At 61.4% G+C, this 26092-nt stretch carries 19 protein-coding genes; 12 read left to right on the top strand and 7 right to left on the bottom strand.

The genetic code is table 11. The features are described 5' to 3' along the window. Window positions 1-3 precede the first annotated feature (3 nt). From QTL96_RS10660 to QTL96_RS10635, 6 genes are all read left to right on the top strand, one after another. Window positions 4-1470, top strand: a complete 1467-nt coding sequence (locus QTL96_RS10660) for an alpha-glucosidase/alpha-galactosidase (RefSeq protein WP_289727715.1) — start codon at window positions 4-6, stop codon at window positions 1468-1470. Window positions 1471-1595: 125 nt separating this feature from the next. Further along, window positions 1596-3683: an ABC transporter substrate-binding protein gene (locus tag QTL96_RS10655; protein ID WP_113168171.1), complete on the top strand. Its 2088-nt coding sequence runs from the start codon at window positions 1596-1598 to the stop codon at window positions 3681-3683. A gap of 108 nt (window positions 3684-3791) precedes the next feature. Continuing rightward, window positions 3792-4799, top strand: a complete 1008-nt coding sequence (locus QTL96_RS10650) for an ABC transporter permease (protein ID WP_113168170.1) — start codon at window positions 3792-3794, stop codon at window positions 4797-4799. 1 nt (window position 4800) lies between these two features. Next, complete coding sequence (locus QTL96_RS10645) at window positions 4801-5934, top strand: ABC transporter permease (protein ID WP_289727714.1); 1134 nt, start codon at window positions 4801-4803, stop codon at window positions 5932-5934. A gap of 14 nt (window positions 5935-5948) precedes the next feature. Further along, entirely contained in the window at window positions 5949-7616 is a 1668-nt protein-coding gene (locus QTL96_RS10640; protein ID WP_289727713.1) for an ABC transporter ATP-binding protein, read from the top strand. 21 nt (window positions 7617-7637) lie between these two features. After that, the gene (locus QTL96_RS10635; protein ID WP_112820139.1) at window positions 7638-9008 is read left to right on the top strand and encodes an alpha-glucosidase/alpha-galactosidase; all 1371 of its coding nucleotides are present in this window, start codon (window positions 7638-7640) and stop codon (window positions 9006-9008) included. Window positions 9009-9066: 58 nt separating this feature from the next. Here QTL96_RS10635 and QTL96_RS10630 read toward each other — a convergent pair whose 3' ends face one another. Beyond that, on the bottom strand, window positions 9067-9432 hold the full coding sequence (locus QTL96_RS10630) for a hypothetical protein (protein WP_289727712.1): 366 nt from the start codon (window positions 9430-9432) through the stop codon (window positions 9067-9069). Window positions 9433-9625: 193 nt separating this feature from the next. On the opposite strand from QTL96_RS10630, the gene QTL96_RS10625 reads away from it, so the two are divergent. From QTL96_RS10625 to QTL96_RS10600, 6 genes are all read left to right on the top strand, one after another. Then, the gene (locus QTL96_RS10625) at window positions 9626-10552 is read left to right on the top strand and encodes a helix-turn-helix domain-containing protein (protein ID WP_112819868.1); all 927 of its coding nucleotides are present in this window, start codon (window positions 9626-9628) and stop codon (window positions 10550-10552) included. Window positions 10553-10659: 107 nt separating this feature from the next. Next, window positions 10660-12171, top strand: a complete 1512-nt coding sequence (locus QTL96_RS10620; protein ID WP_113168168.1) for an alpha-N-arabinofuranosidase — start codon at window positions 10660-10662, stop codon at window positions 12169-12171. 247 nt (window positions 12172-12418) lie between these two features. Next, window positions 12419-13519, top strand: a complete 1101-nt coding sequence (gene ugpC, locus QTL96_RS10615; protein WP_112943271.1) for a sn-glycerol-3-phosphate ABC transporter ATP-binding protein UgpC — start codon at window positions 12419-12421, stop codon at window positions 13517-13519. Next, window positions 13512-14447, top strand: coding sequence for a sugar ABC transporter permease (locus tag QTL96_RS10610; RefSeq protein ID WP_289727711.1), 936 nt, complete (start codon window positions 13512-13514; stop codon window positions 14445-14447). Before ugpC ends, QTL96_RS10610 begins: the two co-directional genes overlap by 8 nt. Beyond that, window positions 14444-15295: a carbohydrate ABC transporter permease gene (locus tag QTL96_RS10605; protein ID WP_018898041.1), complete on the top strand. Its 852-nt coding sequence runs from the start codon at window positions 14444-14446 to the stop codon at window positions 15293-15295. Before QTL96_RS10610 ends, QTL96_RS10605 begins: the two co-directional genes overlap by 4 nt. 82 nt (window positions 15296-15377) lie before the next feature. Continuing rightward, on the top strand, window positions 15378-16703 hold the full coding sequence (locus tag QTL96_RS10600; RefSeq protein ID WP_026282913.1) for an extracellular solute-binding protein: 1326 nt from the start codon (window positions 15378-15380) through the stop codon (window positions 16701-16703). A 70-nt stretch (window positions 16704-16773) separates the two neighbouring features. Here the strand turns inward: QTL96_RS10600 and QTL96_RS10595 are convergent, their stop codons facing one another. From QTL96_RS10595 to bcsA, 6 genes are all read right to left on the bottom strand, one after another. Further along, window positions 16774-17442: an HAD-IA family hydrolase gene (locus QTL96_RS10595; RefSeq protein WP_354669128.1), complete on the bottom strand. Its 669-nt coding sequence runs from the start codon at window positions 17440-17442 to the stop codon at window positions 16774-16776. Between the two features lie 129 nt (window positions 17443-17571). Next, entirely contained in the window at window positions 17572-17739 is a 168-nt protein-coding gene (locus tag QTL96_RS10590) for a hypothetical protein (protein WP_165936891.1), read from the bottom strand. A gap of 127 nt (window positions 17740-17866) precedes the next feature. After that, the gene (locus QTL96_RS10585) at window positions 17867-20230 is read right to left on the bottom strand and encodes a cellulose synthase (RefSeq protein ID WP_289727890.1); all 2364 of its coding nucleotides are present in this window, start codon (window positions 20228-20230) and stop codon (window positions 17867-17869) included. Next, a complete protein-coding gene (locus QTL96_RS10580) occupies window positions 20227-21279 on the bottom strand; it encodes a glycosyl hydrolase family 8 (RefSeq protein ID WP_112943268.1) in 1053 nt (350 codons plus the stop codon). The genes QTL96_RS10585 and QTL96_RS10580 overlap by 4 nt, the downstream gene beginning before the upstream one ends. Next, complete coding sequence (locus QTL96_RS10575) at window positions 21276-23852, bottom strand: cellulose biosynthesis cyclic di-GMP-binding regulatory protein BcsB (protein WP_112943267.1); 2577 nt, start codon at window positions 23850-23852, stop codon at window positions 21276-21278. The genes QTL96_RS10580 and QTL96_RS10575 overlap by 4 nt, the downstream gene beginning before the upstream one ends. Next, complete coding sequence (gene bcsA, locus QTL96_RS10570) at window positions 23852-26041, bottom strand: UDP-forming cellulose synthase catalytic subunit (RefSeq protein WP_112943266.1); 2190 nt, start codon at window positions 26039-26041, stop codon at window positions 23852-23854. The genes QTL96_RS10575 and bcsA overlap by 1 nt, the downstream gene beginning before the upstream one ends. Window positions 26042-26092: the final 51 nt, after the last annotated feature.

Here is a 26092-nt window from a genome sequence, read left to right as displayed (position 1 = left end):
ATCATGAGTTTCAAAATCGCTATCATCGGCGCAGGCAGCGTCGGCTTCACGAAAAAGCTGTTCACCGACATTCTGTGCGTTCCAGAATTTCGGGATATCGAGTTCGCGCTCACGGACATGAGCGAGCACAATCTGCAGATGATCAAGCAGATCCTCGATACGATTGTTGCATCGAACAAACTGCCGACCAAGGTGACGGCGACGACCAACCGCCGTGAAGCGCTGACCGGCGCTCGCTACATCATCAGCTGTGTGCGCGTCGGTGGTCTGGAAGCTTATGCCGACGATATCAGAATTCCGCTGAAATACGGCATCGACCAGTGCGTCGGTGACACGATCTGCGCCGGCGGCATTCTCTACGGTCAGCGCAACATCCCAGTCATCCTCGACTTCTGCAAGGATATTCGCGAAGTCGCCGAGCCCGGCGCCAAGTTCCTGAATTACGCGAACCCGATGGCGATGAACACCTGGGCCGCGATCGAATACGGCAAGGTCGATACCGTTGGTCTCTGCCACGGCGTCCAGCACGGCGCCGAACAGATCGCAGAAGTGCTTGGCGCGAAGTCGGTCTCCGAGCTCGACTATATCTGCTCGGGCATCAACCACCAGACCTGGTTCGTCGATCTGAAGCTCAACGGCCGCAAGATCGGCAAGGATGAGCTGGTTGCCGCCTTCGAGGCGCATCCTGTGTTCTCGCAGCAGGAAAAGCTGCGCATCGACGTCCTAAAGCGCTTCGGCGTTTATTCGACGGAGAGCAACGGTCACCTGTCGGAATACCTGCCCTGGTACCGCAAGCGGCCTGATGAAATCACCAAATGGATCGACATGTCCGACTGGATCCATGGCGAAACCGGCGGCTATCTTCGCCACTCCACCGAAACCCGCAACTGGTTCGAGACGGAATTCCCGCAGTTCCTCGCTTCGGCCGAAAAGCCGATCGATCCGGCCAAGCGCTCCAACGAGCACGCCAGCCACATTCTCGAGGCGCTGGAGACCGGCCGTGTCTATCGCGGTCACTTTAACCTCAAGAACAACGGCGTGATCACGAACCTGCCAGCTGACGCAATCATCGAATCGCCCGGCTTCGTCGATCGCTTCGGCATCAACATGGTCTCCGGCATCACCATTCCGGAAGCCTGTGCTGCGACCTGCATGGCCTCGATCAACGTCCAGCGCATGTCGGTTCATGCCGCCATCAGCGGCGACATCGATCTCCTGAAGCTCGCCGTCCTCCACGACCCGCTGGTCGGCGCGGTGGCGACGCCGGAAGAGGTCTGGCAGATGGTCGATGAAATGGTTGTCGCCCAGGCGCGTTGGTTGCCGCAATATGCGGATGCGGTTCCGGCCGCCAAGGAACGTCTGGCGAAGTCGACGGTGAAGACCCGCGAATGGGCAGGTGCGGCACGCCGCAACGTTCGCTCGATCGACGAGCTCCGCGCCGAGAAGGCGGCGCTCGAGCAGGCCGTGTAAGTTTCCCCGGAGGACGGGTGGCGATGGCGTTCCAAGGAGGGGATGCCATCGCTGCAAGCCCGTTTCCGGATCGTTGAGGAGAACCGGGGCAGCCGACAAGCGTCCCGATACAAAAGGGAGAGACGATGAGACATTACCGCAACCTTGGCATTCTGGCCGGACTGGCGCTGAGCGTCTCGGTCCAGGCTTTGAGCGCCTACGCCTCCGAGCCGACGACGCCACCCGTCCCGCCGCAGTTTCCGGCGGAAGGTAAGATCAATTACGTATCGAGAGATTCCATCGAGGAGTTCAAGGCGCTTCCCTCGTATAACGAGCCGGATTGGGTGAAGAAGAACTTCGTTGACACCGGCAAGCTTCCCCCGGTCAAGGACCGTCTCCCCAAGGAGCCGCTGGTCTTCAAGACCGACAATATGGTCGACGGCATCGGCGTCTATGGCGACACGCTGCGCCATGTCATCGGCGGCCGGCCGGAAGGCTGGAACTACGGCGCCGGCCAGACTCAAGGCTGGGGCGGCATCGATATCGGCCTTTCCGAATGCCTGACGCGCACCGCACCGCTCTTCCAGGTCGAAGCCAAGGACACCGAGCCGCTTCCGAACCTCGCCAAGGGCTGGGAATGGTCAGAAGATGGCCATAAGCTCACCATGCACCTCATCGAAGGCGCCAAGTGGTCCGACGGCGTCGCCTTCAACGCCGACGACATCATGTTCTACTGGGAAGACGAAGTCATCGATCCCAACGTCTCGCCGCTCGGCGGCGGAGCTTCGCCCGAGGCCTTCGGCGAGGGAACCACGCTGAAGAAGATCGACGACTACACCGTCGAGTGGACCTTCAAGGAAGCCTTCCCGAAGCAGTATCTCTACACCATGGCTTATCCGAGCTTCTGCCCCGGCCCGTCGCATATCCTGAAGCCCCAGCATCCGAAATATTCGAAGAACACCTACGACCAGTTCAAGAACGCCTTCCCGCCTGAGTACATGAACATGCCCGTCATGGGTGGCTGGGTGCCGGTCGAGTATCGTCCCGACGATATCATCGTGATGCGCCGCAACCCCTACTACTGGAAGGTCGACGAGAAGGGCAACCAGCTGCCTTACCTCAACGAGCTGCACTACAAGCTTTCGACCTGGGCGGACCGCGACGTGCAGGCCGTTGCCGGCTCGGGCGACATCTCGAACCTCGAGCAGCCGGAAAACTTCGTGGCATCGCTGAAGCGTGCTGCCGAAAAGACGGCCCCCGCCCGTCTCGCCTTCGGCCCGCGCCTGATCGGCTACAACATGCGCATGAACCTCTCCGGCAACGGCTGGGGTGAACCGGATGCCCGCAGCCAGGCGGTCCGCGAGCTGAACCGCAACGAGGACTTCCGCAAGGCGATCACCATGGGGCTCGACCGCAAGGCGATCGGCGACTCTCTCGTCAAGGGTCCGTTCACGGCGATCTATCCCGGTGGCCTGTCGTCCGGCACGAGCTTCTACGACCGCAACTCTGTCGTCTACTATCCCTTCGACCTCAAGGGCGCCAAGGCGCTGCTTGAAAAGGTCGGCCTGAAGGATACCGATGGCGACGGCTTCGTGAACTTCCCGGCATCGACCGAAGGCGGCAAGAACGTCGAGATCGTGCTTCTGGTCAACAACGGCTACGCCACCGACAAGAGCCTTGCCGAAGGTGTCGTCGGACAGATGGAGAAGCTGGGCATCAAGGTCATCCTGAACGCCCTCGACGGTCCGAAGCGTGACGACGCGCATTACGGCGGCCGCTTCGACTGGCTGATCCAGCGCAGCTCGCCGGAACTGGCTTCCGTGGTGCAGAACACCGAGCAGCTTGCTCCGGTTGGCCCCCGCACCAGCTGGCAGCACCGCGCCGGCAAGGACGGCAAGGTCGACCTGATGCCCTACGAAGAAAAGCTCGTTGACATCGTCACCAAGTTCCAGACGAGCCAGGACAACAACGAGCGCGTCGAACTGATGAAGCAGTACCAGAAGGTCGCGACCGAAAACGTCGATACCGTCGGGCTCACGGAATATCCGGGCGCGCTGATCATCAACAAGCGCTTCTCGAACGTGCCGGCTGGTACTCCGATCTTCATGTTCAACTGGGCTGAAGACTCCGTCATCCGCGAACGTCTGTGGGTGGCCGCCGACAAGCAGGGCAAGTACGAGCTGTTCCCCGAGCAGCTGCCCGGCAAGCCCGGCGAAAAGGGTCCGATCAACTAAGTTCTCCTCCCGAAGAAACGGACCGGCCGCGCGTGATGCGCGGCCGGGCAAGATCAACAAGCTGGCCGCACCGAAAGGCGCGACTGGCCGCAAGGAGAAACGAGCCCGATGTTACGCTTCCTGCTCGTGCGCATAGCGTCCGCCATCCCCGTCCTGATCATCCTGAGCATCGTGACCTTCGCGATCATCCAGGCTCCGCCGGGCGACTATGCCGACTACATCCGATCACAGCTGATCAACCAGAGCGGCGCGTCCTTCGAAGCCGCCGACGCACAGGCCCAGGCCTACCGCGTCGCCCATGGCCTCGACCAGCCGATGGTCATCCAGTATTTCGCCTGGATCAAGGGCATCATCACCGAGGGCAACTTCGGCTACAGCATGTTCTACAACAAGCCGGTCGCCGACGTCGTGGCCGAGCGCCTGCCGCGCACGCTGCTGCTTGCGCTTGTCTGTCACATCTTTGCGTCGGTTCTCGGCATCGGCTTCGGCATCTGGGCAGCCACCCGCCAGTACAGCTGGATCGACAGCCTGCTCTCTGGCGTCTCCTTCCTCGGCATGACGGTGCCGCGCTTTCTGATGGCGCTGATCATCGTCTACCTCCTCGTTTTCCAGTTCAACGTCTCGGAAATCGGCAGCTTCTTCTCGCCGCAATATGGCGGAGCGCCGTGGTCTTGGGCGAAATTCGTCGACCTCGTCAGCCACGTCTGGCCTGTCGTCGCCATCGCCACCTTCGGCGGTCTCGCCTACAACATGCGCGTCATGCGCGGCAATCTGCTCGATACGTTGAACGCGCAATATGTCGAGACAGCCCGCGCCAAGGGCCTGTCGGGCAGCGCGGTCGTGATGCGCCATGCGGTGCCCAATGCGCTGCACCCGCTCGTCATGTACCAGGGCGTCGTGCTTCCCTACATGCTGACCGGCGAAATCGAGACGGCGATCATCTTCTCGCTGCCAACAGTCGGCCCTGCCATCGTCGGCTCCATGGCTATTGGCGACGTCTATGTCACCGCCACCTTCATGATGGTTCTTTCGGCGACGCTGATCGTCGGCAACATCATCGCCGACATGCTGCTTGCCATGCTGGACCCGCGCGTCCGCCAGTACGGAGGAGCCTGATATGCTCGCTTTCGATTCCGCTCCCCCGCCACCGCACGAAGAGACCGTCAAGGGCCTGCAGAACGGCAATGAAAGCTATCTGTCGCTGGTCTGGCGTCGCCTGCGCCGTTCCTGGACCGGCATGATGGGCCTCGTGCTCGTCGGCCTGCTGCTGCTGATGGCCGTCTTCGCCGATTTCTTCGCGCCGATGGACCCCAAGGCCACCGATACCGGCTTCGCGCCGCCACAGATGATGAGCTTCCACGACAAGGACGGCAATCTCACCTATCCGCCGCGCGTCTATGCGCTCGGCGAATCCGAGGAGCTCGATCCGGTCACGTTCCAGCCGATCGTCGGCCCCGACTACGACAATCCGCGCCTGCTCGGCTTTTTCGTCAAGGGCTCGGAGTACAACCTTCTCGGCCTGATCCCCACCGACCGCCACTTCTTCGGCTCCGTCGACGGGCAGCCGGTGCATTTCCTCGGCACCGACAAGTTCGGCCGTGACGTTCTCTCGCGCGCCATCATCGGCTCGCGCATCTCGCTCACCATCGCTCTGACGGTCGTCTTCATCGTCACCGTCATCGGCACCACCGTCGGCATGGTCTCCGGTTATTTCGGCGGCTCGTTCGATGCCTGGGTGCAGCGTTTCGTGGAAATCGTGCTCGCCTTTCCGCAGCTGCCGCTCTATCTGGCGCTGACCTCGCTGATCCCGGTGACGGCGCCGACCAACGTCTTCCTTGCCTTCGTCATCGTCGTCATGTCGGCGCTCGGCTGGGCGCAGATGTCGCGCGAGGTGCGCGGCAAGACGCTGGCACTCGCCCGCATCGACTATGTCCGCGCGGCAATGGCCGTCGGCGCCACCGACCGGCGCATCATCTTCCAGCACATCTTTCCGAATGTGATGAGCCACGTCATCGTTGCCGTCACGCTGCACATCCCGAGCGTCGTGCTGCTCGAATCCTTCCTCGGCTTCCTCGGCTTTGCCGTGAAGCCGCCGCTGATCTCCTGGGGGCTGATGCTGCAGGACACCGCCAACTATTCGGTGATCGGCACCTATCCCTGGATCCTCGCCCCCGTCGGCTTCGTGCTCGTCACCGTCTTCGCGTTCAACGCGCTCGGCGACGGTCTGCGCGACGCGGTCGATCCCTATTGATTGAGGTGAAGAACATGGCTCTCGCACTCGTCAACTCGTTTGCCCCGCCCGTCCGCTTCGATCACGATGCGCACAAGGAAAACCCCGTCATCGATGCCCGCAATATCGGCGTCAACTTCAAGGTCGAGCATGGCACCGTGGAAGCGGTGAAGGATATCTCCTTCCAGCTCTACCGCGGGGAAACCATCGCTATCGTCGGCGAATCCGGCTCCGGCAAGTCCGTGACGGCCCGCACCGTCATGGGGCTCCTGTCGAAGCGCGCCGTCGTCGCGCCGAAATCGACCGTGGAATATGACGGCGCCAATATCCTGAAATACCCAGAGCGCGAGCGCCGCAAGCTGCGCGGCGACCGCATCTCGATGATCTTCCAGGAGCCGATGAGCTCGCTGAACCCTATCTACACGATCGGCAGCCAGATCGTCGAAGCGATCCGCGTCCACCGCAAGGTGAGCAAGAAGCAGGCGGAAGCGCGTGCGCTCGAGCTTCTGAAGCAGGTGCAGATCCCCGATCCCGAAGCGCGCCTGAAGCAGTATCCGCACCAGTTGTCCGGCGGCCAGCGACAGCGCGTGATGATCGCCATGGCGCTCTCCAATGATCCTGACGTGCTGATCGCCGACGAGCCGACCACCGCGCTCGACGTGACGGTTCAGGCGCAGATCCTCAACCTCATCCGCAATCTGCAGAAGGAAATGCGGATGGCGGTGATCCTGATCACCCACGACCTCACCGTTGTCCGGCAGTTCTCCGACTACGTCTACGTGATGCAGCATGGCGAAATGCGCGAGCACAACACGACGGAAAGGCTCTTCGCCAATCCGCAGCACAGCTACACCAAGCATCTTTTGAGCTCCGAGCCGCGCGGCCAGGCGAACCCGTTGCCCGAGGGCTCCGAGGTCATCCTCGACGCCAAGGGCGTGCGCGTGTCCTTCATGATGCGCCACGGCAGCTTCTTCAAGCCGGAGTTGAAGGAGCTCGTGGCCGTCGACAGCCTGGGGCTGACGCTGCGCAAGCACGAAACGCTTGGCCTCGTCGGCGAATCCGGTTCCGGCAAGACGACCTTCGGGCAGGCGCTGTTGCGGTTGAACGATGCCGACAATGGCGAGATCTATTTCGACCGCCAGCCGATCCACGGCAAGTCGCGCAGCGAGATGCGGCCGCTGCGCTCGCGCATGCAGATCGTCTTCCAGGATCCGTTCTCATCGCTCAATCCGCGCATGACGATCGGCCAAATCATCGAGGAAGGACTTGTCGTCAACAAGCTCGGCGCGACCAAGGCCGAGCGGCTGGACCGTGTGCGCGAGGCGCTGATCGCGGCGGGCATGCCCGGCAATATCCTGTCGCGCTTTCCGCATGAATTCTCTGGCGGCCAGCGCCAGCGTATCGCCATTGCCCGCGCCATCGCGCTCGAGCCGGAGTTTATCCTGCTCGACGAGCCGACATCGGCGCTCGATCTTTCGGTGCAGGCGCAGATCATCGAGCTCTTGCGCAAGCTGCAGGACGAGCGCGGCCTCAGCTATCTCTTCATTTCGCACGATCTCAAGGTCGTGCGTGCCCTCTGCCACCGGGTGATTGTCATGCAGCATGGCAAGATCATGGAAGAGGGACCCGTCAACGAAGTTCTCACCAATCCCAAGACCGCCTACACCGAACGGCTCGTCAAAGCCGCTTTCGAGGTAGCCTGATTGCCAATGCCGGAGGATATTATGGCAAGAAACCCCAAGATCACCTTCATCGGAGCTGGTTCCACCGTCTTCATGAAGAACATCATCGGCGACGTGCTGCAGCGACCCGCGCTGTCGGGCGCGACCATCGCCCTGATGGACATCAATCCGCAGCGCTTGGAAGAAAGCGCCATCGTCGTCAACAAGCTGATCTCGACGCTGGGCGCAAAGGCCAAGGCCGAGACCTATTCGGACCAGCGCAAGGCGCTGACAGGTGCCGACTTCGTGGTCGTCGCCTTCCAGATCGGCGGCTATGAGCCCTGCACGGTCACCGACTTCGACATTCCGAAGAAGTTCGGCCTGCGCCAGACGATTGCCGATACGCTCGGTGTCGGCGGTATCATGCGCGGCCTGCGCACCGTGCCGCATCTGTGGAAGATCTGCGAGGACATGCTCGTGGTCTGCCCCGAGGCAATCATGCTGCAATACGTCAACCCGATGGCGATCAACACCTGGGCGATCGCCGAGAAGTATCCCACCATCAAGCAGGTCGGCCTCTGCCACTCGGTTCAGGGCACGGCGATGGAACTCGCCCACGATCTCGATATCCCCTATGAGGATATTCGCTACCGCTCGGCCGGCATCAACCACATGGCCTTCTACCTGAAGTTCGAGCATCGCCAGCCCGACGGCTCCTACAAGGACCTCTATCCCGATCTCGTGCGCGCCTACCGTGAAGGTCGCGCTCCGAAGCCGGGCTGGAACCCGCGTTGCCCGAACAAGGTGCGCTACGAGATGCTGACCCGCCTCGGCTATTTCGTCACCGAAAGCTCCGAGCATTTCGCCGAGTACACGCCGTACTTCATCAAGGAAGGCCGCGAGGACCTGATCGAGAAGTTCGGCATTCCGCTCGACGAATATCCGAAGCGCTGCATCGAGCAGATCGAGCGCTGGAAGGGCCAGGCGGAAGCCTATCGCTCGGCCGACAAGATCGAGGTCAAGCAGTCGAAGGAATATGCCTCCTCGATCATCAATTCGGTCTGGACCGGCGAACCCTCCGTGATCTACGGCAACGTCCGCAACAACGGCTGCATCACCTCGCTGCCGGAGAATTGCGCCGCCGAAGTTCCATGCCTTGTCGATGCATCCGGTATTCAGCCGACTTTCATCGGTGATCTGCCGCCGCAGCTGACCGCTCTGATGCGCACCAACATCAACGTGCAGGAACTGACGGTTCAGGCGCTGATGACTGAAAATCGCGAGCACATCTACCATGCAGCGATGATGGACCCGCATACCGCGGCCGAACTCGACCTCGACCAGATCTGGGCGATGACGGACGAACTGCTGGCCGCGCATGGCGACTGGCTGCCGGCATGGGCGCGCACCGCGCGCAAGGTTCAGGCCGCCTGACCAACTCTCTCCCGGTCACGGCCTCAAGAAGTCCCGCGGCTCAGCCGCGGGGCTTTTTTTAGCGTCTCTGAATTGGCGGCGGTTGTGGCTGGGGCTGTTGCTGACGTTGATTCAACGGCAGCACATCCTGGAAACCGATCTCGGGGCAGCCGCGAACATTGGCGAAGATGATGTCGCGCCGTTCGCCCCATTCCGTCAGTCCCCGGAGCGTCAGCGTGTCGTTGTCCTGATAGACCACATTGGTGCGGATGATACCGGCACGTCGCGCGAGGTTCTTCGCCTGGCTGACATTGCACTGCCCCTCGGACGGCGCCACGCTCCATATGGAGGTTCCCCGGCCGTCGTTCTGCCAGCCTTGGGCTGCCACTAGCGTCGGCGCCAGCGCGGTCAGAAGCAGGAATGTCGTGCGGAAAGTGGCTCTCAAGATCGGCGACCCCATGTTGCGATGGTCCCGTCATAGCATGGGATCATGACCACGACGGAAACGCAGCCGGTAAAATTAGCCAGGAATGGAAGTGCATGAACAGGCAGGCGATTTCAGTTCGGACAATTGAATAAATCAAAATATTCGATATACAACAGTAATACGCATTTCATCTTCCGCGAACGGGATCCATATGAGCCGCAACTTTCTTGTCGTCGATCCCGAGGAGGGCATGCCCATTTTGAAGGGGCTGGCATCGCCGGCAAGGGTTTCCGTATTGAAGCTTCTGCACGAAAAGGGGCCGCTCAACGTCAACGAAATCGCTGATATTCTTGAGCTACCGCAGTCCAGCGTCTCGACCAATGTGCAGATGTTGGAGGAGGCGGGGTTGATCCGCACCGAGACGCAAAAGGCGCGCAAGGGCAACCAGAAAGTCTGTCATAGCGTCTATGATGAGATCCTTGTCGTCTTCAAGAATGAAATCAAGGAAACCGAACCGGATGCGATCGAGGTGGCTATGCCGCTTGGCCTCTACACCAGCTACGATGTGACCGCGCCCTGCGGTCTCTGCTCGGTGGATGGGATCATCGGTCTGCTCGACGTACCCAACACTTTCCTTGATCCGGATCGCATGAAGACGGCGCTGATATGGTTCACGCGGGGTCATGTCGAATACCAGTTTCCCAATAATGCCAGGCTGACCAACACCCCCATCCGCGAGATCGAGTTCGTCATGGAACTGAGCTCCGAAGTGCCCGGCACCAGCGCCGACTGGCCCTCTGATATCACGCTCACGGTCAATGGTATCGATATTGGCACCTGGACGTCCCCCGGCGATTTCGGCGACAAACGCGGGGTTTTCACGCCGGATTGGTGGAAACTGAAGGGTTCGCAGTACGGCAAGCTGAAGAGCTTCCGCATCAACGACGAGGGCGCCTTCGTTGATGGACTGCGCATTTCCGACGTGGCGCTTTCGGATCTGAAACTCGACGAGCATCACTCGATTCGCCTGCGCATCGGGGTTCGCGATGACGCAAAGCACCCTGGCGGCATCAATATTTTCGGTCGTGGTTTCGGCAATTACGATCAGGACATCCTGCTGCGTATCAGAACACGCTAGACTGTACCCGATTTTCTGAATTTTGCCCTTGACCCCGGCCGAGGCTTCCGCTTTATTCACCTCAAATTGTGATATGGATCACAAAGAATGATATAGTGGAGGGTATCATGAAGGCTGCGGTCACCGCGCATAGCAAGTACACGATCTCGGACATCGACCCGCGCCTGTACGGCTCGTTCATCGAGCACCTCGGTCGCGCCGTCTACACCGGCATCTACGAGCCCGACCATGCGACCGCCGACGAAAACGGCATGCGCAAGGATGTGATCGATCTCGTCAAGGAGCTGAACGTTCCGATCGTGCGTTATCCCGGCGGCAACTTCGTCTCGGCCTATAACTGGGAAGACGGTATCGGCCCCAAGGAAAGCCGCCCGACGCGCCTCGACCTTGCCTGGCACACCTCCGAAAGCAACCAGGTCGGCATGCACGAATTCGCCGAATGGTGCGTCTCGGCCAAGACCGAGATGATGCTCGCCGTCAACCTCGGCTCTCGGGGCCTGGATGAAGCCCGCAACTTCCTCGAATACGTCAACCATCCCGGCGGCAGCGAGTGGAGCGACAAGCGTATCGCCAACGGCCGCGCCGAGCCTTGGGACGTGAAGCTCTGGTGCCTCGGCAATGAGATGGACGGCCCCTGGCAGATCGGCCACAAGACGGCCGACGAATATGGCCGACTGGCGCATGAGACCGCCAAGGCCATGCGCGCCTTCGACAGCTCGCTGGAGCTGGTCGTCTGCGGCTCGTCCAATGCCCACATGCCGACCTATCCCGAATGGGAAGCGACCGTTCTCGACCACACCTATAACGAGGTCGATTATATCTCGCTGCACATGTATTTTGAGAACCGCGCCAAGAACACGGCCAACTATCTTGCCCGCAGCATCGAGCTCGACAACTACATTGGCACGGTCGCCGGCGTCATCGACTACATCAAGGCGAAGAAGCGCTCGACCAAGGACGTTTATATCTCTTTCGACGAGTGGAACGTATGGTACCACTCCAAGGAACGCGACAAGGCGACGCTCGCCGGCGCCAATGGCTGGCCGCATGCACCGGCGCTGCTCGAGGACGATTATAACTTCGAGGACGTGCTGCAGGTCGGCTGCATCCTGAACACCTTCATCAACCGCGCAGACGTGGTGAAGATCGCCTGCCTGGCGCAGCTGGTCAACGTCATCGCTCCGATCATGACGACGCCGGGCGGTGCCGCATGGCGCCAGACGATCTTCTATCCCTACTACTTCGCTTCGGTTTATGGCCGGGGCACGGCGCTGAAGTTGATGGTCGACAGCCCGGCCTACGAGGTCGAGGATGTCGGCAGCGTGCCATACCTCGACGTCTCGGCCGTCCATGACAAGGACGCCAAGACGGTCACCTTCTTCATCGTCAACCGCCACGGCACGGAAGCGCTCGATCTCGACGCCAGCCTCCTCGAATTCGGCAACCTCAGCGTCATCGACGACCAGGTCGTCGCCCATTCGGATCTCACCATCACCAACACGGCCGAAAAGCCGAACAATGTGGTGCCGGTGAAGGCGAGTGGTTCGGCATTCGCCGATGGCAAGCTGACGGCGAAGATCGCGCCTTTGTCCTACCGCGTGATCCGGCTGCAGGCTTGATCCATTAAATCACGATAGCTGATACATATCGAAGATATGTTGACATCGTAATTGTATGATTTAACGTCAGCGAACCAGATTTGACGTGCCACTGGGAGGAGAAGATGGGAGCAACCGCTTCTGTTTTGGCACCTTCATGGACGAAAGGCGGCCTGCTTCTCGAAGCAGGCGCTATTCGCGCCGTTTCGTGCCAGCCATGTGTTCATATCGGATTTTCGGATTCTGACTGCAGCTTGGGAGCAGCCGGATGACGGCCAATATCGAAATCAGCAATGTCAGTAAGCGCTACGGCTCGATGACCGTGCTCGACGGCCTGTCGCTGTCGATCAAGGCCAATGAGTTCATGGTCTTTCTCGGCCCGTCCGGCTGCGGAAAGTCCACGCTTCTGAGAATGATCGCCGGGCTCGAAAGTGTCGATGAAGGCACCATCTCTATCAACGGCGAGCGTATCGATACGCTGCCGCCCGGCCAGCGCGACATCGCCATGGTGTTCCAGAGCTACGCGCTCTATCCGCACATGACTGTTGCCGACAACATGGCCTTCGGGCTGCGCAACATCGCGGTCCCCTCTGACGTGATCTCGGCGCGCGTGGCGGAAGCCGCCCGCATGCTGGAGATCGGGCACCTCTTGGAGCGCAAGCCCGGCCAGCTCTCCGGCGGCCAGCGCCAGCGCGTCGCCATCGGCCGCGCCATTGTCAAGGAGCCGAAGGCATTCCTCTTCGACGAGCCACTGTCGAACCTTGATGCGGCGCTGCGCGTGCGCACCCGCGTCGAACTCGCACAGCTTCGCAATCGCGTGAAGTCGACAATGATTTTTGTCACCCATGACCAGATCGAGGCGATGACGCTGGCCGATCGCATCGTCGTCATGAACAACCGCAAAATCGAGCAGATCGGCTCGCCGATGGAGATCTATTCCCGTCCGGCCAGCCGCTTCGTCGCCACCTTCGTCGGCTCGCCGACGATGAATTTCCTCGACGTTGGGATCTCCGAAGAGAGCGGCTTCGTCAGCGCCAAGCTGCCTGACGGCACGCAGCTCAAGACCGCCATCCGCGCTGCCGGCATCAAAGGCGGTAGCCATGCGCTTGGCATCCGCGCCGAGGCGGTGAAGCTCGCCAACGGCGCACCCGCCACCACGACGGGCAAGGTCGACGTGCTCGAGCGCCTGGGCGACCGCACGCTTCTCTATACCAGGCTCACGGATGGCAGCGTCATCGTCGCCGAGGATATTGGCAACAGCCGTGTCGCGATCGGCGATGAGGTGGGGCTGACGCTTGATGGCAGCAGAACGCATCTCTTCGACGCCGAGGGGCGCGCCTGGCACAATGAGGAGCCGGGGCATGACTGAGACAACGCTGTCTGGCACCGTCACGCTCGCCACGGCTTCCGCGCGCCTGAAGGTGCAGAACATCAATGCGCCGCTTTGGCGCAACGCTATCTTCGTTCTGCCCTATCTGTTCTTCTTCGTGACATTGCTGGTCGTGCCGCTGTTCTGGGGCATCTGGCTGAGCCTCCACAAGGCGGATGCCTTCGGCGTTGGCCGCTTCGTCGGCATCGACAATTACTTCCGGCTGTTTCGCGACAAGATCTTCATCCAGGCGATCGGCAACACCTTCTATTTCGTGCTGCTCACCGTGCCTGCGCTCGCCATCATCGGCCTGATGCTGGCACTCGCCTTGAACCGCAAGACGCGGACGGCTGCGGCTTTGCGTACGATCTATTTCTCCTCATCGGTTTTGTCGGTCACCATCGTCACGCTGATCTGGCGCATCGTCTTTATCGGCAATTTCGGCCTGCTCGCCACCATCTACGGCTGGTTCGGCGCCACGCCGCCGGCGTTTCTCTCGGATCCGAAGCTGGCGATGATCGGGATCGCGATCGCGACCATCTGGTGGTGCATCGGTCTGCCGATGATGCTCTTCCTCTCCGCCTTGCAGCAGATCCCGGGCGATATCTACGAGGCGGCAGCGCTCGACAATGCCAGCCGTTGGCGCACGCTCTGGTACATCACGCTACCGTCCATCCGCCGCACCTTCGCATTGGTCGTGATCATCCAGATCGTCCTGCAGTTCCAGCTGTTCGGCCAGGCCAAGCTGATGACCATGGGCGGTCCGAACAACGTCTCCAAGCCGATCGTTTTCTACATCTACGAGGCGGCCTTCACCAAATGGGACCTCGGGTTGGGTGCTGCTGCCTCTGAAATCCTCTTCATGCTGATCCTCATCGCTGCCATGGCGCAGTACGTCATTTCGCGTCGGAAGGGAGAAGAAGGATGAGTGTCGCAACAGGTGGCAACATGGTCGGCCGTTCGCTGGGCGACCGCGTGATCCTTTTCCTCGCCATCCTCTGCGCGCTGGTGATGCTTGCGCCGGTGCTGTGGGTGATCGGCCTGTCGCTGAAGGAAAACAAGGAACTGATGGCGGATATGAACTCCGTCTTCAACGCACCTTACACGATCAACAACTATATCAACATCTTGGCGACCTCGTCTGTGTTCCGCTGGGTGCTGAACAGCGTGGTCGTCGCTGGCGGGCTTACCATCGGCACGCTGGTGCTCTCGTCGCTCGCAGGCTACGGTTTCGCGCGGCTGAACTTTCCCTATCGCAACACGCTGTTCATCATCGTGCTCCTGGGGTTGGCGGTTCCGGAACAGGCAGTGCTGATCGCCCGCCACCAGCTGTTCAGCTGGCTGAAGTTCCACAACACCTATCACGGGCTGATCCTGCCCGGCCTGTCGGCGCCCTTCGGCGTGTTCCTGATGACGCAGTATTTCCGCGCTATCCCCAAGGAGCTCGACGAGGCGGCACTGCTCGACAATGCGAGCCGCTTCAAGATCTTCTGGAAAGTGCTTCTGCCGCTGACGGTTCCCGCACAGGCGACGCTCGGCATATTCACCTTCCTCGGCGCCTGGAACGATTACTTCTGGCCGCTGATCTCGGGCACCAAGAAGGAAATGTATACGCTGACGGTCGGCATCGCCTCGACACAGACCAACTTCGCGCAGTCGGAAGGCCTCGGCTTCCTGATGTCGCAGGCGGTCTTTGCCAGCGCGCCGATTCTCGTTCTCTACCTGTTTTTCCAGAAATACATCGTGACGGCAGTCTCCGGCGCCGCTGTGCGCTGAGACTTGAAGCGATGACGTCGCAACCGGCTTCCGGGGAGGAGGCCAGCCAAAGGGGCAAAGCCCCAAAGAGGAGGAGAAGGGCATGACACATCACTTCAGGAAATACATGCTGGCGGCGGCGTCCGTGATCGCGCTCGTCGGCGCGTCGCCGGCATTCGCCGCAACCGAGCTCACGGTGCAGCGCTTCTTCGGCGCCTGCGATGCCGATTGGGGCAAGAACACCGATGTCAGCAAGGCGGTCGGCGAGTGCGGCATCATCACCTCGCTGATCAATAAGTTCAACGCCGACAATCCCGATGTGCACGTTACAGTGACCACGGTCGAATGGCCGGGCTATGACCAGCTGACCGCGCAGTTCGCCGCTGGCGATCCGCCCGATATCGTCACCATCCACCAGTCGGTTCTCGCGGATTACCAGAGCAAGGGCCTGATCATGCCGCTCGACGACGTGCTGAAGTCCGTGGGCGTCGCACCGACCGATTTCACCGACGCCAGCCTCGGCGGCGTGACCAAGGACGGCAAGATTTACGGCCTGCCGATCGACAACTGGACCATGCTCTACCACATCAACATGGACCTCTTCAAAAAGGCTGAACTGGTCAACGCCGACGGCACGCCGAAGCTGCCGACCAGCCCGGAAGAGTTGCTCGCTCAGGCCAAGCAGTTCAAGGAAAAGACCGGCAAGCCTTACTTTGTTCAGAATCTCGCCAACGAGGTCGCGCTCTACACGCGCAACCTCTACACCTATCTCTTCCAGCAGGATTCCGCCTTCTTCGCGGATCCGAAGCAGGTGAAGATCAATACGCCCGAGGCCAAGAAGGTGCTCGAGATGTACAAGGCGATCTACGACAATGGCGACACGGTCAAGGATCTCGACTACGCCGCCAGCATCAATGCCTTCCTCGCCGGCGAAGGCGGCGTGCATCTGAACGGCACCTGGGTGATCGGCGATTACAACGCCTCATCCGAAACGGCAGGCACGGCGCTCAACAAGGGCGGCTACGCTGTCTACCCGTATCCGCAGCTCTTCGCCGGCAAGAAGGCGCAGTACGCGGATGGCCACAGCTGGGCCGTGTCTACCAAGGACCGTTCCGATGAGGAAAACGCCGCGATTGGCAAGTTCCTGAAGTTCTTCCACGACAATGATTTCGACTGGTCGCGCACCGGTCATTTGCCGGCGGTCAAGGCTGTTCTCGACTCCAAGGAGTTCAAGGCCCTGCCGCATCGCGACACGATCGCCTCGATCGCAACGCTCGGCACCGCATTGCCCTCGACCGTTCAGCGTCAGTTCGCGATCCAGGACATCATCGGCCAGGAAATGAGCGCCGCAATCACCGGTCAGAAGGATGTCGATGCAGCGCTTACCGACATGGAGTCGCGCATCAACGAGTTGCTTGCCAACATCTAAGGCTCACTCTCTCCCGAGCCGAAGAGCAGATGCCCGCCGCAGGTCTCGCGGCGGGCATTTTCGTTTTTGTTTACTTGCCGAGGCCGATTTTGCCGTCCTCGTAGATCCGGACCTTAACGTCCTCGTAGGAATGAAGTGTCGGATGCGAGGTCTCGAGGTCGTGGTGCTGCGTCGCCGTGATGACCAGAACATCGGAGCCGGCGGCTTCGCCTGCCAGGATACCTGCCTGCACGTCTTCGAACACAAGGCATTCGCTCGGGCTGAAGCCCAGACGCTCGGCGCCTAGGATGTAGCATTGCGGATTGGGCTTGCCGATCTCCACATCTTCAGCGGTCACGATGAATTTCGGGATCGGTAGACCGGCGGCTTCCAGGCGCTTATGCGCAAGCCGAAGCGGCGACGAGGTCACGATTGCCCAGCGATCAACCGGCAGCGCGGCCAGGTACGCGGCGGCGCCAGGCAGCGCAAAAACGCCTTCGACATCGTTGATCTCGGCTTCGGTGATGGCGGCTGCTTCCGCGACCGGATCGACGCCCGGCAGGTTCAGCTTCGCGATGGTGTCGACGCCGCGCGCGCCGTGCATGGTCGGAAGGAACGCTTCGACATCAAGTCCCTGCCGTGCGGCCCATGCGCCCCAGACACGCTCGGCGGCGAGTAGGGAGCTCAGGATCGTGCCGTCCATGTCGAAAAGGAAGGCGGAGTAGGGGCGGTCGAAGCAGGAAGGCGTGGTATCCGACAATGGACGAGCTTTCTCATCTGTGACGGACAAACGCGCTCGCCCGTCTTCGTTTTCTTGCCAGCGGGGATACCCGATCCGCCCTGACATTGAAACCGCCCGGAAAGAGAAAACCTGCCACCGCAAGCCTGATCAGTGGAGATCAAGGCTGAGCTGCTGGCCTTTGATCTTGGGCAGCGGCAGGCCGATTTCGATCTTGCCGAAAACGCGGCGTCTTCGTTCGGCGTCACGCTCTCGCTCTGCTCGCGACGCGGCCACGACCGCCAATGCGTTTGCTATGACTTCCTCAGTTCTGGTCATACGCTTACCTCGCTATTTGTTCTTGTTATGTTCTATTTTTAGAAGAACGTCAAGAGCGACAAGCTAGAGCACGCTTTGAGGGGGGTGACTGCGGACACGTCACGCGGATTACGGGGATTTACAAGGTTTATTGTTTGCCTTCGGGATGCGTCGCATCCTTCAGATCCGCGAGGCCACGGTATCCATCCTTGCTGCCGACCGCTGCGGCGGCATTGAAGATGCGCTCGGCGTCTCCGTACATCTGCAGGTTCATGTAGCTGTAGCCCCGCAGCACCATCAGATCGATGCGCTCCTGCTGCAACTGCGCGCGTTGGTCCAGATAGACAAGAGCTTCGCGGTAGCGCTTCGCGGTGAAGGCGGCCAGCGCGCGATCGGCGAGGATGGAAACCTGCAGTTCAGCTGCTCGCTGGCGGGTCTGCGGCGCTTTGGTTGCCGCGACCGCGGCATTGTTGGAAAGCCCGGCGCGCAGATAGGCCAAGCTCTGGCCATAGGCAGCGTCCTCGCGGACCTTGCGGGTGGGGCTGGCGAGTGCCGCCTCGAAGGCCTCGACGGCTTCCATCGGGCGGTTCAGGTCCATCAGGCACCAGCCGCGGTTCAGCGCGCTTTGTGGATCGAGCAGGCGGGCATCGACGGTCGTCGAGCATCCGCGAGCTTGACGCGCCCCCCGCGTGGCAGGGGCGGTTCGCGACGCCTGCTGTATCGGCTCTGCCTGTCGCGGTATCGAGCGTTGGGCCGGCGTGGCTGCAGCAACCACGGGAGCGGGCGCGGCGATCACTTGCGGCTGGTAGGTCTGCGTCTGCGGCGCCTGAAACTGTTGCGGCTGGACCTGCTGAAGCTGCGGAGCCTGACCGGGTCCGGGAAGCGGCGCGCGCACTTGCGGCGTCAGCGCTGAAGTCTCGCCGAGCTGTGCGATGCGCGTCGAGCGCCCAGCCCACAGGCGCTGCACTTCCGCGACGCCGCCGTGGTCATTCAATTGCTCGCGGGTGATTACCAGGCCGTAGGCCGACGGTTCGTCATCCGGTTTCCAGCGCAGCGCCGTTTCAAACCAGCGCGCAGCCGTCTGCGGCTGATTGAGCGAGCGTGCGTACCAGCCGAATTGTTGCGCTGTCGGCACATATTTCTGCGCGATGATCTCGGTCGCGATACGGCTCAGCACCTCCTCGGGAATATTCGCCGGCGGCTGCAGCGCCATGAGGTTGGCGGTGGCGGCGAGATAGGTTGCGGTTGCGTCCTTGGAATCGCTGCGCCACTTGTACATGACGTCTTCGGCTTCCTGTTCCTTCTTTTCCGCGATCAGAGCCAGTGCCAAGCCCTGCGAAGCGCTGGCGGAATCTTCCTTTGCGCGTGCGGCGCGGAACCACTTTTCCGCGTCTGCATAGTTCTCGCGGCGCAGGTGATACCAGCCGAGCAGGAGATTGTCGGAAGCCAGCCCCTGCGTCTCGGCCAACCGCTGCACCAGGGTCAGGTAATCTGGAGAGACCGCGAGGTCGGGATTGGCGTTGCCGGCGGCGACGAAATTGCGCGCGAGGTCGTCGCGAATGCTGTCGAACTCCCGACCGCCGTTTCCATCCGGACGCTCAAGGCCAAGCAGGACCTGCATCGGCGCGTAGGGCAACAAGCCGGACGCCTTTTGCATGGTCGCCAGACGCTCCTGCGGGTTGGTGCAGGTCTTCAGAATGTAGGTATAAGCATCTTGCGCCCGCTGCGTACGGTCCGTGCGGGCAAAGGCTTCTGCCACGCGCCACAGCACGTCGATATCGGCGCAGGTGAGCAGGCTTGGCGTCGCCGCGCCGATCTGCACAACGGTCGCATATTGTTTCAGATCAGAGGCGTTCACCAGGCGTGCACGCGCTTCCGCGACGTCCAGCCGGTCAAGGAGGTCGGCTGGTGGCTGCCAGCCGGCTTCAGCGCCCTGTCGGTCGGCGATCGACTTGCGAAGCTCGGCGTAGCGGCCCTCGGAATAGAGCTGCCACATCGCCTCAAGCTGCTTGTCGCCGCTCTGGGGAACCGCGAGCGGATCCGCCGGCGGAACCCAGTTCGGATAGAGCGCCTGAAGTCGCGATATCTCGGCCTGTAGTCTCGCTTTGTCGCCACGGCTCGCGAAATAGCGAAGCGCGCTCTCGTCGACCTTTGGCGCCGCAGGCTGCGGGTTTGTCGGCGCGGCTGCCGGTCTCTGCGCTGCCGGCTGTTGTGGCTGCGGCTGTGCTTGGGCGACGGCGTCTGGCTGCGGGGCGGCGAGTTCGCCTTGCGGCTGTGCGTTGATTGGGGCTTGCGCGCCTGCCGTTGCCTGTATCTGCTCGGCGATCGACTGCATGTCAGCCGGCTGCTTGGGTGGACTGTCAGGCCCACTGATCCGCCCCATCAGCATTAGTTGGGGTGCTGCGGGCTGGTTGAGGCCGAGCATATCCTGAATGGCGGCGCGATCCTTCAGCGCGGTGACAAGACCTGCCACCACCACTGCGACCGACACTGCGACAAGCGAGGATTTCAAAGGCACTCTGGATGTTTCTCCGCGACGAAGGCCAACCCCAGGAGTTGAAGGGTTGATGGATAGTAGAGCGATGGCGCGAACTGCCGGGACGACGCGGGCAGCTTCGTTCCTTGTGCTACACAGGCCACAACATCGTTAACAATTCGATAACCAGCGTCATCAAGTGATTGTTTCGGCTGGCCGTCTTTCAAGTTGATCGTTGCCGGCGCACCATTGCCGGCGGTCATTCCCGAGGACAATCGTAAGAGCAGTTCCTTGTCCGAAACTCCCGCCCGGGCGAGGTAGAGAGGAATACGTATGGCGTTGTAGCCGAACTCCACATCGAAACCCTCGGCCGGCTGCGGCTGCCGGTGAAGGCTCACCCAATCGGACGGAAGCTTGCGTGGTCCGAATTGCATGGAGCGCAGCAAAGTCAAACCGTCCTCGGTCAGCGAACCCCACGCATCGGATGGAGCAAGCAAGGCCATGACGGGAATGGCTTCGTAGATCCAGTAGGAGGGGTTGACGACCGGGCCATCCTTGCGATCGGGAACGGTGAAGCCCTCGACCCCAGGGAGCAGGATTGTTCGCCCCCCCGATTTTACGACAGCATGGGCCAGAAGCGCGTTCGCGATCTTGGCGGCAGCCTCCAGATAATCGTTGTTCTTCCAGGCGGATCCCGCCAGCGCCAGGGCATAGGCTATCAGCATGTCGCCATCGGATGCATTGTTGGCATCGGTCACATGCGGCTTGGCCGATGGGTCCCACTTCCAGACCGCGAGGCCGTCGTCGCGCAGCAGTAGTTCTGTCCGGGTAAAGTACCAGATCTGCTCGAAATCGGCCTGGTCGTTTGCTAGGTAGGCGAGCCACATGCCGTAGCCCTGGCCCTCGCTATGGCTGATATTGCCGTTGGCATTGTCGATGATGCGGCCGGTGGGGTCGAGGAACTTTGCCTTGTAGGCACTCCACGACGCTGCATCGATCTTCGCCGTCTGCGCGGATGCGGGCTGCTGCAAGCCAAGCAGCGATGCGAACGCGACCGCCACCATTATGGTCAGCCACCCCCTCATTCGCGACGGCCCAGTCGGCCAAGCATGCCGGCTGTGGCGACGCCGATCAGCAGCGACAGCACGACGAGCAGCACCGCGTAGGACAGGACATTGGTCGAGAGCCAGTTCGCCGCGATCAGGCGATAGTTGGCGAAGGTCCAGGTCTCCGTCGCGATGAAATCGAAACGGCTGACCGGGACAGTATCGATCTTGCCGGTCACGGCCGAATAGGTTGTCACGTGTCCCTCGATCTCGGGCCAGTTCAGCTGTGACGTCATGGCATCAGCACCTTCCCTGAGATCTTTGGCGGATGGCGCGGTCACGATCGTCCAGGTCCCGTTGCCCGCCGTATTCGCGCCTTGCGCGATCAGGAAGCTGTTCGTGTTGGAGGGCGTAAACACCTGCTCGGCACCGGGAATGAACTGCAGCGTGCTCAGCGAAATATCGAAGTTGCGACGCAGCCATTCCTGGAACGAGGTAATCTGTCCCTGCCAGACGCCGCCGCTCACCTTGGAGCGCCATTCGTCGAACATTACGTTGGTCTCGCTCGGCGTCGTCTGCGTCGCGGCTAGCGGCCGCCATGTCGCCTGGCTGGTCGTCGCGATGTTGAGCTGCGAAAGCACCGCCTGAGGCATCTGCGAAATGGAGCCGACGAACATGGCGTCGCGTTCGCCGATCGCGCCCGGCGAGGCGGCGGGTTCGACGTCGATCGGCCGACCTGCCATCAAGGCCATCTGGCCGAGCACGGTTGCCGTGGCGGAGAGCGTGTCGGGGTCCACGCGGTCGATGAAGAGCGGTGTCGGAGATGCAGCGCGGCTGTAGGGGTAACCCGTTCCGGCGAGTGCCGCCAGATTGGGGCGTTGGCCGACCCGGGCGAAGTCGGGCATGTGAAACTCGCTGGTGTCGAAAAGCGCAAAGCGTGGTCCCGCGCCGGCAGCCGTGCCCGGCACGCACACATTGTCCTCATCCGTCTGCAGGATTGTCTCGATCGATACCGAGTTCAAGCCGGGCTTGAAGTGTCGCATCGTCACGCGGATTGGCAGGTGTCGATAGATGCCGCCGCCCTTCGTGGTGATTGGTAGGGTCGAGGCAATGTTGCCGTTGACGTAGACGTCGATATGGCTGCCCGGCAGCACATTCTGAGTATAGGCGGCGTCGAGCAGCACCGTCGCCTCGCCATAGGCGTTGGCGTAGAAGTCGGCCGGTACGGCGATGTTGAAGGTCGTACGGAAGCGCCGTCCTGAGAACTCGGTCGATTTTACACCCAACTGGGAGAAAGAAATCGTCTTGTCGGCGAAAATCAGTGGCGCATCGGGCGCGGTCCAGCGCTGCGTGGCGAGCGCGTCGCGACGTACGGTGACGGCGCGGTCGGTTGTCGAGACGATCGTTTCTATTGCCGTGGCGATCGCCGGCCAGGATGGTCCGGTAATCAAGAGCACAGTCTGGCCAGACCGTGGATCGGTTGCAAAGGTTGCAAGAGGAGCAGTCTGCGCGGCGACGGGAACGGCAAACAGTGGCTGCAATTCGCTGGGCGTGCCGACCACGACCGTCATCCGGCCAGGAGACGAGGCGGGCAGGGAGCCGCTTGTAAACGACATGGTCTGGTTCGGCATGCCGCTGAGGACCGACAGACCCTGCACGAGCCTCAGAAGTGGTTTTGTTGTTCCCGGCTGCTCGAGCGCGGGAACGACGAAGTTGAACGCGGTTTGGCCGGCGCCGTCGACGCCGATCGCGCGGATTGCATCGGTGCTCGAGAATTTTGCGGCCTCTTCGCCGACAAAGCTCAAATAGGTCTGCGATGGGTCGATGTCCGACCAGAGCTCATACGTCGATTGCACGCTGCAATCGGTACGATGGCGCTGCTTCGCCTCGATCGTCAACAGGTTGGCACCTGGCTGCAGCAGGCGCGGCGGGATGCTCAAAGATACGGTCGAAGCTCCATCGGGCGAGCCGACGGGTTGCTCTCCAATCACCCTGTTGTTGATCAGTATCGTGAATTGCGAGCTCTCGGGCGCGACGACGATGGCATTCTGGTAGGTGAAGTTGAAGGTCGCCTGCGCCGCGGCCTGCTCCGGTGTCAGGTAGACAGACCACGACTTGCGGTCATATTCGCCGTCCAGCCCAAGCTTTGAGAAGGGCACCACATAGCGGCGCGATGTGCCGGGAGGCAGGGGAGCGGACGCCGTTTCGGTTACCGGTTTCTGCGGCGGCTGTGCTGCTGGTGTCGCAGCCTGCCCTGCTGGTGGCGGCGGTGGTGCTGATCTTGGCTGCGTGGCAGGTGCATCCGTCTGCGCTGGCGGCGATGCCGGCTGTTGCGCCGTCGGTGTCGCGGGAGTGACGGCGAAAGGCTGCAGAGGCGTAACGGCTGCCGGTGGGGCGGCGGGTGCGGGTGTCGCGGGCGGCTGCGTTGCGACCGTCGGCGCCGGCGTTGTTGTTGGTGCGGAAGCGGGAGGCGTCGCCGGAATCGTCAAGCGTGGCACCGCTGGCGTTGCCTCGGGCGGACGTTCGCCAGTCATGTCGAAGGGCGTTGTCTGCGCATAGGCGAGAGCAGTGGCGGCAAACAGGAAACCGAGGGATGTGGCGATCTTCCGCATCAGCCATTCACCTTCGAGACTTGCCGCTGCTCTTCACGCTCCGGCCGCATACTGCGGAAGAAATAGACCAGGCCGCGGCTCGTTTGATAAAACGCAAGACCGACGAACCAGATCGTTCCGCGGATCAGGCCCGGATTGCGGCGACGGCCTTCCTGGAATTGCGTCCACTGCGCCGAGTTCGCAAACATCAGGTCGGCGATAAGCCGGTGGTCCAGCGCGCTCTTCGGGACATACTGGCAGCCCACCGCAAGCAGTCCGTCCGTCGGCTGAATGTTGCGCACCACGAGCGGTAGCGTTTCGAGATCGGCGCCGCTGAACGGACGGAAGCGAACTTCGCCTTCGACGCCGACCAAGGACTGCTCCAGCTGCTTGTCGAACACATGCAGGCGCGCGCCGTGCACCGACACGTCCTCGATGGACGCCGTGTACCACTTGCCGTTGATGCCGAACTCCGCGCGACGGTTGACGCGCACGCGGCGCGACGAAGCGCGTTCGCCGCGTTCCGACACGACGCCGAGCGCACAGCCGGCCATGATCAGGTTGATCAGGTTCCAGCCGCCGACGACGAGCGTGACGTCGGCCTTATAGGGCTCGGTATAGATGCGGTAGATGGTGACGATCAGCGCGATGATCTGCACCGCGAAGATGACGAAGAAAGGGCGGCTGATTTCCGACAGCCGGCTGACGGCGATCGACTCGTCCTTCGCTGTCACCTTGAATGTCGGTTTTCGCGGGTTGAGCATGACCGAAATCACCGCCGGCAGCAGGTGCACCGTCTGCACATACTCGTAGAGCTCGGAAATCCACGGCCAGCGGAACGAACCGTAGAGGTAGTTCTGCATGATGAGGTTCACGAGCATGTAGGCGAGGGTATAGGCCAGGAACTCGCCGCCGGAGGCGGTGAAGATTTCCAGGTCGAAGAAGAGATAGAACAGCGGCGCAAACAGGAAGACCGTGCGCGGGAAGGGGAACAGCCAGAAGAGCGTCGACGACATGTAGCAGAAGCGCTGCGGGATCGTCAGCCCGCGCTTGAGCAGCGGAAAGCGGAACCTGAGGATCTGCATCATGCCCTGCGCCCAGCGGCTGCGCTGGCCGATGAAGCTCGCAAACGTCGCCGGCTGCAGGCCGGCAATCAGCGGCTTGTCGACATAAATGCTGTTCCAGCCGCTTCCGTGAAGTGCAAGTGCTGTCTCGCAGTCTTCGGTGATGCTGATGCCGCTGAAACCGTTCTGCGATTCCAGCGCCTTGCGGCTGAGAACCGCCGCAGAGCCGCAGAAGAAGGCCGCGTTCCATTTGTCGAGCCCGCGCTGGATGATGCCGTAGAACATCTCGTTCTCGCTCGGCATGTTGTCGAAGGTGCGCAGATTGCGCTCCAGCGGATCGGGATTGATGAAGAAGTGCGGCGTCTGGACCAGGAAAAGCTTCGGATCGTCGTCGAAATAGCCGACGGTCTCAAGCAGGAAGTCGCGCGCAGGTGCGTGGTCGGCGTCGAAAACCGCGATCAGTTCGCCGGTCGAATGCTGCATACCATTGTTCAGATTGCCGGCTTTCGCATGCTCGTTGCGTTCGCGCGTGAGATAGCGGACGCCGATTTCCTCGCAGAGCTGCTTGAGTTCGTTGTGGCGCGCGACGGCTGCCTGCGCCTCGAGCAGCTTGTTCGAGTTGCGCTTCTGCACGGTCCCGCCGTCGTCAAGCAGCCAGACGGTCAGCTTGTCCGCCGGATAGTCCATCGCCTTGGCGGCCGAGAGTGTGTTGGCGAGAAGGTGGGAATCTTCGTTATAGGTGGGCACGAAGACGTCGACGTGCGGAAAACGCTGGAGCTTTCCCACGCGCGAAGGACGAGGCGGCAAGGGTGTCGCGACGATGAAGAGGCTGAGCGCCAGCATGGCGACGCTATACATTTCCGCGAGATAGAGCAGCAGGCCGGGAATGAAGTTTTCAGGCTGGTTAACCGGGGGCAATGTGTTGGTCGTTCGCCAATAGACATAGCGCATGACGATCGCCGTACCGAAGGCGAGCGCGATCAGGCGCCATGTGCCTTCACCCTTCAAGCCCTTGATGATCGCCATCACGGCGACCACGGTAATGCTGGCGATCAGCTGCGCCTGCAAATTCACCGGCAGGGTCACCAGTGCGACCACACAGATCGCAACCACTGCCCAGATCAAGATGCTGCGGGCCTTATGCATCGGCTTTCCTTCAAAGGCATTGCGCCGGGCACCGTTTCCTGTGCCGGCCTA

It is taken from the genome of Rhizobium sp. S163, from assembly GCF_030380805.1.
Classification (GTDB): domain Bacteria; phylum Pseudomonadota; class Alphaproteobacteria; order Rhizobiales; family Rhizobiaceae; genus Rhizobium.
Note: the sequence above shows the minus strand (reverse complement) of the source record. Positions and strands in the feature narration are given on the sequence as shown.